The organism is Salinivibrio sp. SS3 (genome assembly GCF_001722105.1).
GTDB classification, from domain to species: Bacteria; Pseudomonadota; Gammaproteobacteria; order Enterobacterales; family Vibrionaceae; genus Salinivibrio; species Salinivibrio kushneri.
The window spans coordinates 67,628-79,950 of sequence record NZ_MEBQ01000033.1 but is presented as its reverse complement, the minus strand read 5'-3'; the positions used below and the strand labels follow the sequence as shown (position 1 = coordinate 79,950).

Here is a 12,323-nt window from a genome sequence, read left to right as displayed (position 1 = left end):
CTATCTGGTTATAGATAGTCGCCACGGCGCAAGGCATCAATACGTTTTTCTAGCGGTGGGTGAGTCATAAACAGCTCACTCAACGTTTTCTTACCGTTGATGCCAAATGCCATCATTGAGCCTTCCAGTTTCGGCTCATGGCTGACTTTCAAACGCTCCAGCGCGGCAATCATTTTCTGTTTGCCCACCAGCTGCGCCGAGCCCGCATCGGCGTGGAATTCGCGGTGACGACTAAACCACATGGTGAGAATACTCGCCAGAATACCAAACACGATTTCTAGCACGGAGGAGATCAGGAAGTACATCATCCAGTTGCCGCCGCCTTCGCCTTCTTCATCACTGTTCATGCCACTGACCGCACCGGCGATGACACGAGCAATAAAGATCACGAAGGTGTTCACCACCCCTTGCATCAAGGTCATGGTAACCATATCGCCATTAGCAATGTGGCTGATTTCGTGCGCCAGCACGGCTTCGGCTTCATCACGGGTCATGTTTTGTAGTAACCCGCTTGAGACCGCGACTACAGAATCATTGCGTTTTGCCCCAGTGGCAAAGGCGTTGATGTCAGGCGAGTTGTATACCGCCACGGTTGGCATACCAATGCCAGCACGTTGAGCTTGCTGACTGACCGTATTCATTAGCCAGTGCTCGGTTTCGTTGCGTGGGTGCTCAATCACTTGCGCCCCCACCGAGCGTAATGCCATGGATTTTGACATTAGCAACGATATCAACGAGCCGCCAAAACCAAATACCGCTGCCAGTACCAGCAATCCAGATAAGCTGCCTGGTTGCATGCCTGTCACGGCATAAATGATATTCAGCACAATGCTAAATACGACCAGTACCGCAAGGTTGGTAGCAAGAAATAATCCTAAGCGTTTCATGGTGTGTCTCCGTCGCTTAAACCCAGTGTTTAGCGCTTATTTGTTGTAATGATAAAAATAGTATGGGCATTAATGATAAAAACAATCCTTTGATGCAATTTGTTACGAATAAATCCCGTCGTCGCTTATGGCGCCCGCCCCATCCACTCTCTGCGCCGACCAGTTAGTGTGGCACGTTATTTCGATCTGATCTAAACAAATTGTGATACCGCGCAACCTTGTGTTTTTAACAATCTATTCAAACAGTTAACAATTAATGAGGCAGAAAAGCCCAACAAAAAAGACAAAAACCTGCCAGTATAGACTTTGGTCGAGTTGTCATCGCGGTTTACTCAGGCTAATTTATGCGCAGCTGTTTAAAACTATGACGCTGATGCACTGCGTAAAGCAATAAAGTAATGGGCAGTCAGCGGTCATATCAAGCATTAAGTGTACAACCACCGCGTGTGGACAACCTAACCTTAACAACGCAACGCGTTATCAATGGAGTGAGACCATGGCAGAGCAAGAAAACTACCGAGTCGCTATCGACATCTTAACCTGTCATCTCGGCATGAGCTTCGATGAGGCCTGCTCAGAGCTTGGGTTAGCGTCGGATGACGCGTCAGCTGCACGCCAGATGGCCGAGGTTCAGCAAAGCCTAATGGGTGTGCAAGACGACCAGAAGTAATTGTCTACCCGAACTGCCTACCTAAATAGACAAAAGCCAGCACAGCGCTGGCTTTTTTGATCGCTAGATTTCCGCAACAACTTTACAACGGCGTAATATCTAAGTGGATCGCGCATTGTGCTGGCGAGGCATCGGCAGCAAACGGCAAGTGCCCGAGACAAGGCGCATCTAAATGCGCATCCAGATAGCGCATCATTTCGTCACTGTGCTGCGCCTTGGGATCAACGGCGTTTGCCACCCATCCAGCTAACGTAAGCCCGCGTGCACGTATGGCCTCTGCGGTAAGCAAAGCATGGTTTAAACAGCCAAGTTTAATCCCCACCACCATGATCACTGGCAGTTGGTGGATAACCACCCAATCGGCTAGCGTTTCAGTCTCACTCAGTGGCACTTGCCAGCCTCCAGCCCCTTCTACCAATACTGGGCTGGCCTGCTGTTTTAAATGCGCGAGCCCATCGCTCAACATCTGGGTATCGATGGGCTTGTTGGCTAACACGGCCGCCCAGTGCGGCGAACACGGCGTTTCTAACAACACTGGGTTGATCGCGGCATACGGCAATGCAATCGCACTGGCATGCTTTAAAGTGACAGCGTCACTATTTAGTTGGTGATCAGACGCTAAATCGGCACCGGCGGCGACAGGCTTGTAGCCCACCGCTTGATAGCCCTTTGCGATAAAAGCGTGCAACAGCGCCGCCGTGGTATAGGTTTTCCCTACTTCGGTGTCGGTGCCGGTAATAAAGTAACTGTCATGCATGATGGTGAATCACTATGTAGCCAATTTGATAGGTCGCCGGTAAGGTGTTGGCGGCGAGTGCAAAACGCTGATACGCCTTTTCTACCGCGCTAAACTGCGCTCTTGTCGCCAGCCCTTGCCCCGCCCCTTGCGGGCGATAGGTGGCGCCAATGCCTTTTAAGCTTTTCATCACCGCATGGGCATTGGCAAAGGTCAGCTGTTCGCTTTCTTGCAACACGGTTGCGTGCGTCAGTCCGGCGCGTTGGGTCGCCTGCTGTAATCCAGATAACGTGATAAAGCGGTTCACCCGTGACGTGCCGCATGCTTGTTGCCACGCGCTGTCGAGTTCACACAAGGATCCGGTGAGCAATGTCGAGACAAGAATTTGCCCGCCGGGTTTCACGACCCGACTCAGCTCCGCCAATGGCACGTGCAAATCGTCACACCATTGCAGCGCTAACGAGCTAAATGCCAGATCGACACTGTTATCAGCCAGCGGCAAATGCTCCGCATCAGCTTGTACGCCTAGCATGGTATCGCCGCAGCGCGCTTTTGCCGTTGCAAGCATAGGAGCGCTGAGATCCAGTCCAATCACTGTCTTAGCGTGAGTCATCCACTGCTGGGTGAAATAGCCGGTGCCACAGCCGACATCTAAGACGGTGCCGAGGCGGACAGCCTTTTGCTCTGACTCAGCCAATGCCATTAACCGATGACCGACACGGCGCTGCAGCGTCGCACTGTCGTCATAATGGGGCGCGGCGCGACCAAACGCTCGAGCAATCGCTTGTTTATCGGCGACGGTCATGCTGTCACCCAACACGCTTTGTCGCTCGCTAATACCGGCTTAAGCGCCTCAATCAGCGCGGTGATATCTGTTTTTTGATGCTGCGCAGATAGGCTGATCCGCAGGCGTGCGGTGTTGGCAGGCACAGTCGGTGGTCGAATCGCTCCTACTCGAATGTGCGCCTTCATCAAGGCGTGATTCACCTGCTGTAACGCTGCCAAGTCGCCGATAATCAGCGGCTTGATTGGGCTAGGTGTCGCAAGCAGTCGCGGTAAAGGCTGCCGATTACCAGCGGGGGGTTCGAAAACAGACGTCGTCTCTAACCAGTCGTGGAGCCCTTGCGCCAACTGTTCAGCATGGGCGCTGAGTATTTCTCGCCGCCAGTGCTCTGTTCGTGCCAGTCTAATCGCATCCTCAATGAGTGCCGCTTGCGCCGGTGGCATAGCCGTCGAGTACACATAATGGCGAGCGAACTGGTGTAAATAGTCAATAATGGTGGGAGAAGCCAGCACTGCCGCGCCGGCGACGCCCAGGGCTTTTCCAAACGTCACGATTAAAATATCCGGCCGCGCGCCACGACTGATACTGCCCTCGCCTTCTTGCCCTAACACGCCAATCCCATGCGCGTCATCCAGAGCCCAGAGCGCGCCCGATTGGTTAGCAATCGTGGCAAGACTTTCGGTTGGCGACACATCGCCATCCATGCTAAATACCCCTTCCGAGACAATCAGCGATGCGGAAGGCTGGGTTTGCTTCGCGAGCAGTTGGCGAAGGTGTGCCATGTCGTTGTGACGAAAACGCCGCTGGGTGGCAGGGCTCAATACGCCAGCCTCAATCAAGGAGGCATGGTTGAGTTTGTCTTGAAACAAGGCATCGTCTTTACCTAACAGCGTAAACAGCAACGCCTGGTTGGCGGCAAAACCACTGTTAAACAATATTGCTTGCGGGTAACCCAGCCAGTCACATAGCTGTTCGCAAAGGGATTGATGCGCTGCGGTATAACCAGATACCACCGGTGAAGCCGTTGCGCCCACGCCCCAACGTTCAAGATGCTGCTGCGCCTTTTTCACCAGCCGCGGGTCTTGCGCGAGGCCCAAGTAATCATTACCGGCAAAGTTGCGCCATGACTCGGCGACGGCATTGTCACCACTTTGCCGCCATAGGTCTTGTTGCTGGCGTGCGGCCAGTTCATCCTGATAACGGCGGATCAGCGCTGATGTTGTATCAGTCATGGGGATTTAGACACTGGCATCGTAGAACAGATCGCCTTCTTGCGGGCGCGATGCCACTCGCTCGGCCACTTGCTCAAGTAAGTCGTGCTCAGTGACTTGATCGGGCTTTTGGCTGACCGCTTCGCGATTGATACCCAGCTTTTTAAATAGCTGCATGTCCGCGTCTTCGTCTGGGTTTGGTGTGGTCAACAGCTTACAACCGTAGAATATCGAGTTGGCGCCCGCCATAAAGCACAAGGTTTGCATTTGCTCGTTCATGTCTTCGCGTCCGGCAGACAGCCGCACTGCCGATTTGGGCATCATGATCCGCGCCACCGCGATAATGCGGACGAAATCGAACGGGTCGACGTCATCGACGTTCTCAAGCGGTGTGCCTTTCACTTTAACCAGCATGTTAATCGGCACGCTTTCTGGGTGAGCAGGCATATTGGCCAGCTCGACCAGCAAACCAGCGCGATCGCGGGCACTTTCGCCCAGGCCAATAATGCCGCCGGAACACACCTTCATTCCCGCGTCTCGCACGTTGGATAAGGTATCGAGGCGCTCTTGATACGTCCGCGTGGTAATAATGTTGCCGTAAAACTCAGGAGAGGTATCGAGATTGTGGTTGTAGTAATCCAGTCCCGCCTCCGACAAGGTCTTGGCTTGCTCGGCATCCAACATGCCCAGTGTCATGCAGGTTTCCAACCCTAATCCTTTGACGCCTTGGATCATATCGAGCAAATATGGCATATCGCGTTGCTTGGGATTTTTCCAAGCGGCCCCCATGCAAAAGCGCGTCGCGCCTGAGGCTTTGGCTTTTTCCGCCGCTTCAAGCACGCGTTCCACTTCCATTAAGCGCTCTTTCTCAACATCGGTGCGATACCGCGCACTTTGCGGACAGTATTTGCAATCTTCTGGACACGCGCCGGTTTTGATCGATAACAGCGTGCTGACTTGCACTTGGTTGGCAGGATGATATTCACGATGCACTTGCTGCGCGTCAAACAGCAAATCCATGAAGGGTTTATCGAACAATGCTTGCACTTCCTGTGCGGTCCAGTTGTGTCTTATTTCCACGCGGTTTTCCCCGTTGTTGTCGTTTTAATGCTTGGCTAGTCTACCCACAGACGTTAACCTGTCAACACAACAAGATCACACTGGTTTACATCTGATTTATTTATGAGCATCAACACCCATTTTGACCGTGAACATATCTGGCACCCCTACACTTCAACGCTCGACCCTTTGCCTTGCTTACCTGTCTCACACGCAAGCGGCGCCGAGCTATATCTTGAGGACGGCACCGCTTTGATTGATGGCATGTCGTCATGGTGGGCAGCCATTCACGGCTACAACCACCCTGCTCTGAACGCCTCAGCGCATCAGCAAATCGATAAGATGTCGCATGTGATGTTTGGCGGGCTCACCCACCAGCCCGCGGTATCGCTTTGTGAGCGCTTGGTTGCGCATTCACCCGCCCCGCTCACTCAAGTGTTTTTGGCCGATTCAGGATCGGTATCAGTAGAAGTAGCGCTTAAAATGGCGATGCAATATTGGCAGGGACGCGGCGAGTCACGCGCACAGTTTTTGACCTTGCGTCATGGCTATCATGGCGACACGTTCGCCGCCATGTCGGTGACGGATCCTGATAATTCGATGCACAAACTCTACAAAGGGTTTCTGCCCCAGCATCATTTTGTGCCATCGCCACAAAGCCGCTTTGACGGTGAGTGGGATCCTAGCGACATACAGCCTATGCGCGACGCACTCGCCGCCCATCACGGCCAACTGGCCGCGGTGATCTTAGAGCCCATCGTGCAAGGCGCAGGTGGAATGCGCTTTTATCATCCCGAATACCTGCGTCAAGTGCGCGCTCTGTGCGATGAATTTGATGTACTGCTGATTGTGGATGAAATCGCCACCGGATTTGGCCGAACAGGAAAACTATTTGCCTGCGACCACGCGGGGATCAGCCCAGATATACTCTGCGTCGGTAAAGCACTGACCGGTGGCTACATGACCTTGGCCGCCACGCTCACCACCCGCCATGTGGCTGATACCGTCTGCAGCGGTGATGCAGGCTGTTTTATGCACGGTCCCACCTTTATGGGCAACCCACTCGCCTGTGCCGTGGCCTGCGCCAGCATTGATACCTTGTTAGAAAGTAACTGGCCGCAGACGGTCGCGCACATCGAGCAGCAGCTGAAAACTGGCTTAGCGCCTGCTCGCGCATTGGAATCTGTGGCAGACGTGCGTGTGCTTGGCGCAGTTGGCGTGATAGAGCTGACCAAACCGGTGAACCTGGCCGATATTCAGCCCTTGATGACCGCCCAAGGCATTTGGGTTCGCCCGTTCGGCAAACTGGTGTATGTGATGCCACCTTATTGCATCCGCGACGACCAACTCGACCAACTCACCCAAGGTATGATCACCGCAATTAAGCAGTTTTTTGGTGAGTAGAGAGCCGATAACGCACACACCGCCCCGTTGAAGATGGGGCGGTGTTTTTCTTTCTGGGAAAGCGAGCGGTGCGGCTTTGTGCGTTACTCGTAGAGGTATCTTTCTTCAGTTTTGTCGGATGAGTAAGCGACCAATTCCCACTCAAAACCGGCTTTGTCATAGAAGTACATCCGCTTGCGGTGGGTTTCGTGCGCCATTGAGCCATTGGGTTGATAACCTTTTTCAAGCAGGCGTTCGCGGATGGTATCGATGTCATCAATGATCAGACCAATATGATTCACGCCTTGAGATTTGTAGGTACTGCGTGGCTGTATGCTGGGCTCTGAACTTGGGTTGGGCTCTTGCAGTGCAAAGTAGCAGTGCTCATTGCCCACATGCACCCAACGATATCCTTTTGGCGATTGGGCATCTTGGCGAATTTTAAAATCGGGGACAGCCACCGCCAAAAACGCTAACGCCGCATCCATGTCTACCACAGTCATATTTACGTGTTCGATTGTTGTCATCATTCATTCCCTTTATCCGTGCTATCGAAAACTGAGCTTGGAAAGCTAACATCGAGATCAAGGTTAAAACCTCAATATAACTTGAGGTCAACGAACAAAAACAAAATCAGTAGTCTGGGGAAACACTTAAATCATGCTGCGGTATAGGTGTAGATCCAGTCGTCGTAACAAACACCGCCAATGGCAAAGGCATCGGGGTCAATACGACTGAGTTGAAACCCTACCTTTTCTAGCACACGCGCAGAGGCAAGATTACCCGCGGTCACCGTCGCATTGATGGTTCGCGCACCAACACGATGGATGGCAAAATCGGTGACGGCCTGCAAAGACTCAGTCCCATAGCCTCGCCCGTGATAAGGCGGCAACAGTAAATAGCCGACTTCAGCAACATCCTGCTCAAGCAAAAAGCCGGTGACGCCAATTGGCGTTTGTGTCGCCGTCTCTACAAACACCAAGCACAACCAGTGCTTAGCGTCCGGAGACCAGGGTGTGAGCCGTTGCTCAAATCGGGCTTCAATCTCATCTAGTGGCATAGGATCAAAACATTGTGCAATGACGGCATTGTCTGTGTGTAGGCGGTGGAACAACGCCCAGTCCGCTTTGATCATTGGCCGCATGCTCAGGCGCGGAGTTATGAATGGAAACATGCCCTTTTCCAATGTCGTATTTGTCATGATGCCTCACTCGGGGTACTGGCGACGTTGACTTTCGGGGCGGCAAAACCGCGGAAAATATTGTGAACAGAAAGCAGCGCAAATACGCCCACCACTATACCAAGGTGCCAGGCTTCGCTAACGCCCAAACCCAATAGCGCCATACTCATCAACGCAGAAATAATCATCTGTCCGCCACCGGAGAGCGCAGCGACGGTACCGGCTTGGTTAGAGTAAGGCTGCATCACCTGCGACTGAGCGCACGGCAACGCAATCCCGTTACCAAATACCATAAAGAACTGCCCGATCATCAGCAGTAAAGGGTCCATCGGAGTCAGCCATAACCAAACCGCAGAGGTGAGCTGCATCATCGGTGCCATCAGTAGCATACGCTTAGTACCCAAACGCGGGCGAATGCGCGACACTAGCGTACTACCTAGCAATAAGCCACACGTGGGAATAAGCGCCCACAGCGCATATTGATCCGAGGTCATCCCGATGCGCTCTTGCATTAAAAACGGCATCAGCGACACCGTGGTGATCACCAAGGTAAAGTTCAGCCAGCTAATACTGGCGAAATAGAGAAAGTATGGTGTTTTTAGCAGTGCGCCATAGCGGCCAAGTATCACCTTCACATTGGGCAAGGGTGAACGGGCGTGCATGCTCTCTTTGAACAGAAAAAACAGCACGCACCACACCAAGCTGGTGTACACCATCAGCAAAATAAAGATCGCCAGCCAGCCTAGATTGTGGTTAACGAACCCGCCAATAACGGGCGCCACGATGGGCGTGAACGACGCCACCATAATCAAATACGACATCGCTTGCGGCAGTTGATCCCCCGAATACGAGTCACGCGTAAAGGCGCGTGAGAGCACGGCACAGCAGCCGGTTCCCATTCCTTGAATACAGCGGCCAATGACCAACCCCGTGAAACTGGCGCTAAAGCTCACCATCACGGTTAAGCCAATCAAAGAGAGTAATACACCGGCTAACAATACACGGCGACGACCAAGCGCATCTGAGATAGGCCCATAGATAAACTGTGATGGCCCGAACCCGAGTAGATAGGCAGAGATCAGTAGCTGGACATTGTCCATACTGAGGTTGAAATCACGAGCTATCCAGGGCAAAGACGGAAATACTAAGCCCATGCTGAATTGCCCAATGCTGACGGTCAGGCATGCCAGCAATACGGGCGACCAATTAAATGGGCGACTAGCCGATTGCATCCAGTTTCCTATGCGTTTTAGTGATGTGGGGAGGTAGATCTCGCGACCCTAACACAGGGTGGATCAGCGAATAGCTACTATGGTAGCAGCAATAACTGTATGAGTGGTAAACAAATAGTGACGTTTGGCTATCGGCCAGCATTGCACTGACCGATTATATGGGGTGACGGTGATTTAGAATGCTGGCTCTATGGTGCCATTGAAGGTGTCTTGCAAAAATTGACGTGTTTTGTCGGACTGGAATAACGCGAGTAATCGCTGATACGTCGGGTTATCTTGGTCGTCTTTGCGCGCGGCCACTACCATCACCGCGAGAGGCGCATTTTTGGATTCCAAGAAAATGCCCTGCTCGCTCGGATCAAGCCCTGATGACATCACATAGTTCATAGTGATCGCCGCGGCATCGACATCTTGTAAGCTGCGCGGCAGTTGTGCGGCCTCGACTTCAACAAATTCGAGCTGTTTAGGGTTGGATTGAACGTCCTGAAGCGTGGCTTTAAAGCCAACATTGTCAGCCAAAGTAATCAAACCTGCGTCTTCCAGCAATAACAGCGCGCGACCGGCATTAGTGGGATCATTGGGGATCGCAATGTGTGCGCCATTTGCTAACGCCTCAATATTGTCGACTTTGTCAGAATAAATCCCCATCCGCATTAAGATCGAACGACCAATCGATACCAACTCGCTATCGTGGTTTTGGTTAAAATTATCAAGAAACGGCTGATGCTGATAACTGTTTAAATCCAAGCTGCCATCCGCTAAGCCTGCATTAGGCGAGATATAGTCGGAGAACTCCACGACCTCAACATCAATCCCCTCCTCTTTCGCTTGCTTAGCCACCGACTCAACCACTTGCGCGTGGGGACCTACCGTCGCGCCAATTTTAATCGTTTCATTCTCCTCAGCGCATCCTGAGAGCAATACCGCGACGAGCAGTGACGCGAGACTGACACCAAGTTGTTTTATCTTCATTCCCTTTACCTTTTTTGACCGGCCATTTAGACGTCCAGAATGCCACAGCAGCAATCAATGTCAATATGATTAGCGCCATCCAAAGCCTATCTTGATCGCATGCGCCCCACGACGCGTAGTGGGGAGCATGTTGAATCAATAGAAGGAGGCATAAGTATGACTAAGCTGTTTCCTTTGCCCCTGTTTTTGCTACCGGGTGGCAGGGCAAAACTGCGCATTTTTGAACCCCGTTATTTACGCCTCGTCCGAGAGTGCTCTGCAAACCAAGAGGGGTTCGTGCTGGCAATGATGCAGGGAAAACGCCTGTACAAATACGGCACACTGGTCGACATTGTCGATTTTGAAACACTCTCTGACGGTTTATTGGGGATTACGATCGCCGGCCGTCAACGTGTGGAAATTCTATCGACCGATCAAGAAGCCGATAAGTTGTGGGTGGGTGACATACGGGCTCTCAATGATTGGCCTCATGACGAGTATTTGGATGATGACCAAGCCGACGATAAAGCGCATATTGCTGCCGGGCTAAAACATGTCTTTGCGGCCCATCCTGAGCACGCAGAGCAATATGAGGCGGCCCCTTTCGACGACTTAACTTGGAGCTGTCAGCGTTGGCTGGAGATATTGCCGCTTTCTAATGCGCAAAAACAATGGTTTATAGCGCAAGAATCGGCAGAAGAAGCGAAACAATTCATCAGTCAGCTGCTCGAAGAGGAAGTCGAGTGATCCAATCACTGCTACTCACGTACTGGTAGCCAAATGGACGGCTACGACAGATAGGACTCAACTATGACTGCGCCACAAACCATGTATACTGAGACCACCATTTCCAGACGGGACACGCGTGCCAACATGACTGACGTGACGAAGGAAGAGTTGTCTGCATTATTATTAAAAGTCTCGGAGAAGCGCGACCGCGCCGCTTTTGAACGTCTTTTCCGGTTTTTTGGTCCCAAGATCCGCTCGTACGGTGCCAAGCACCTTCGTGCTGACGGCCAGGCGATGGAATTGGTACAAGAAACCATGTTAGTGGTGTGGCGCAAAGCCCACTTGTATAACTCGGACAAAGGCGCAGCGACCACGTGGGTGTTCACCATTATGCGTAATATTAGCTTTGATATGTTGCGTAAGGTGCAATCGAACCGGGAAGACAATTTCAGTGATGATATTTGGCCCGTGCTCGAATCCGGCCAGCAGGACAATGAATCGGATGCGGGTGCGCAATATATGATGGATCAAGAGTTGCTGTCGTTCATTGATGAGTTACCCGACGTGCAACAACAAGTGGTAAGAGGCGTTTATCTGAAACAGCTTACCCATCAAGAGTTGTCAGAACAGTTGAACGTGCCGCTGGGCACCGTAAAATCCCGATTGCGTTTAGGTCTGGAAAAGCTCCGCAATCACCTGGAGGTAAAACAATGATTAAATATCACCCATCGACCGATTTACTTGATGCGTTTGCAGCTGGCAAACTGCCCACCTCGATGGCGATTGCGTTGTCAGCGCATGTTGAGCTTTGCCAGGAATGCCAAGCATATGTCGCCGCTGCAGAAGCTTCGCTTGCACAGACCGTGTTCGACGAGGAAGAAACGGCCGCTACTGATTGGGATTATGCGGCTGAAGACGAAATGCTTGCTGCCATTTTCGAAGATACGGCCGCCAATGATGGTGCCGTCGATGCACAAGCACCCGTCCGTGCAACACAAATAAGTGTCAGTGACAAAACCTACACACTGCCACGCGCGCTACAACGCTTTAGTGATTCCAACTGGTCATCATTTGGCAAAGTGCAGCGCGCCCGGTTGAACCTTGATGAAGGGGCAACACGTGCCAGTTTCCTTCATATTGATGAAGGCGGCTCGGTGCCAGCGCACACCCACAAAGGTTATGAATTAACACTGCTGCTTGACGGTACCTTCGAAGATGAAAGCGGTGAATACGTGCCGGGCGATTTTATCTTGCTCGATAGTCGTCATCACCATACGCCATTCACCCAACAAGGCTGCCTATGCTACACGGTTGCGAATGCGCCGCTCTATTTCACTAAAGGCGTAAGCAAACTACTCAATACCGTGGGACATGCGATTTACTAAAAATTTCTGTGTTAGTTGTTATCCTTCTGGCGGCTGCGAAGCCGCCTTTTTTTATGCTAAAGAGGCAAGAGAATGCATGCATTTACTCGGCGAAGCTCCCCGTTATCATCATTAAT

General features: G+C 52.0%; 14 protein-coding genes. 5 read left to right on the top strand and 9 right to left on the bottom strand.

The features are described from left to right. Positions 1-8 precede the first annotated feature (8 nt). A complete protein-coding gene (htpX, locus tag BGL48_RS11280) occupies positions 9-887 on the bottom strand; it encodes a protease HtpX (protein WP_069362730.1) in 879 nt (292 codons plus the stop codon). Positions 888-1,383: 496 nt separating this feature from the next. On the opposite strand from htpX, the gene BGL48_RS16255 reads away from it, so the two are divergent. Beyond that, positions 1,384-1,557 carry a hypothetical protein gene (locus BGL48_RS16255; RefSeq protein ID WP_176719660.1) on the top strand — a complete coding sequence of 58 codons (174 nt, stop codon included), beginning with the start codon at positions 1,384-1,386 and terminating at the stop codon, positions 1,555-1,557. An 82-nt stretch (positions 1,558-1,639) separates the two neighbouring features. Here BGL48_RS16255 and bioD read toward each other — a convergent pair whose 3' ends face one another. Genes bioD through bioB form a run of 4 tightly spaced genes read right to left on the bottom strand, consistent with a single transcriptional unit; the run spans position 1,640 to position 5,368 of the window. After that, positions 1,640-2,314, bottom strand: coding sequence for a dethiobiotin synthase (gene bioD / locus BGL48_RS11275; RefSeq protein WP_069362729.1), 675 nt, complete (start codon positions 2,312-2,314; stop codon positions 1,640-1,642). Beyond that, positions 2,307-3,098 (bottom strand): malonyl-ACP O-methyltransferase BioC, encoded by a 792-nt coding sequence (bioC, locus tag BGL48_RS11270; protein WP_083238570.1) that lies wholly within the window; start codon positions 3,096-3,098, stop codon positions 2,307-2,309. The genes bioD and bioC overlap by 8 nt, the downstream gene beginning before the upstream one ends. Next, positions 3,095-4,309, bottom strand: a complete 1,215-nt coding sequence (locus BGL48_RS11265; protein ID WP_069362727.1) for an 8-amino-7-oxononanoate synthase — start codon at positions 4,307-4,309, stop codon at positions 3,095-3,097. Before BGL48_RS11265 ends, bioC begins: the two co-directional genes overlap by 4 nt. Positions 4,310-4,315: 6 nt before the next feature. Beyond that, positions 4,316-5,368: a biotin synthase BioB gene (gene bioB, locus BGL48_RS11260; protein ID WP_069362726.1), complete on the bottom strand. Its 1,053-nt coding sequence runs from the start codon at positions 5,366-5,368 to the stop codon at positions 4,316-4,318. A 108-nt stretch (positions 5,369-5,476) separates the two neighbouring features. Here bioB and bioA point away from each other — a divergent pair, with 108 nt between their 5' ends. Next, positions 5,477-6,751: an adenosylmethionine--8-amino-7-oxononanoate transaminase gene (gene bioA, locus BGL48_RS11255; protein ID WP_218089810.1), complete on the top strand. Its 1,275-nt coding sequence runs from the start codon at positions 5,477-5,479 to the stop codon at positions 6,749-6,751. Positions 6,752-6,834: 83 nt separating this feature from the next. On the opposite strand, the gene BGL48_RS11250 is transcribed toward bioA, so the two are convergent. From BGL48_RS11250 to BGL48_RS11235, 4 genes are all read right to left on the bottom strand, one after another. Further along, complete coding sequence (locus BGL48_RS11250) at positions 6,835-7,260, bottom strand: VOC family protein (RefSeq protein WP_240531889.1); 426 nt, start codon at positions 7,258-7,260, stop codon at positions 6,835-6,837. 128 nt (positions 7,261-7,388) lie between these two features. Further along, on the bottom strand, positions 7,389-7,904 hold the full coding sequence (locus BGL48_RS11245; RefSeq protein ID WP_069362745.1) for a GNAT family N-acetyltransferase: 516 nt from the start codon (positions 7,902-7,904) through the stop codon (positions 7,389-7,391). Between the two features lie 23 nt (positions 7,905-7,927). After that, positions 7,928-9,142, bottom strand: coding sequence for a multidrug effflux MFS transporter (locus BGL48_RS11240; protein ID WP_069362723.1), 1,215 nt, complete (start codon positions 9,140-9,142; stop codon positions 7,928-7,930). Positions 9,143-9,316: 174 nt separating this feature from the next. Continuing rightward, positions 9,317-10,114: a MetQ/NlpA family ABC transporter substrate-binding protein gene (locus tag BGL48_RS11235; RefSeq protein WP_069362722.1), complete on the bottom strand. Its 798-nt coding sequence runs from the start codon at positions 10,112-10,114 to the stop codon at positions 9,317-9,319. A 156-nt stretch (positions 10,115-10,270) separates the two neighbouring features. On the opposite strand from BGL48_RS11235, the gene BGL48_RS11230 reads away from it, so the two are divergent. The 3 genes from BGL48_RS11230 to BGL48_RS11220 all read left to right on the top strand — a co-directional run bounded on the left by BGL48_RS11230 (position 10,271) and on the right by BGL48_RS11220 (position 12,207). After that, positions 10,271-10,840, top strand: coding sequence for an LON peptidase substrate-binding domain-containing protein (locus BGL48_RS11230; RefSeq protein ID WP_069362721.1), 570 nt, complete (start codon positions 10,271-10,273; stop codon positions 10,838-10,840). A gap of 63 nt (positions 10,841-10,903) precedes the next feature. Further along, positions 10,904-11,536: a sigma-70 family RNA polymerase sigma factor gene (locus tag BGL48_RS11225; protein WP_069362720.1), complete on the top strand. Its 633-nt coding sequence runs from the start codon at positions 10,904-10,906 to the stop codon at positions 11,534-11,536. Further along, a complete protein-coding gene (locus BGL48_RS11220; RefSeq protein WP_069362719.1) occupies positions 11,533-12,207 on the top strand; it encodes a ChrR family anti-sigma-E factor in 675 nt (224 codons plus the stop codon). The genes BGL48_RS11225 and BGL48_RS11220 overlap by 4 nt, the downstream gene beginning before the upstream one ends. Positions 12,208-12,323: the final 116 nt, after the last annotated feature.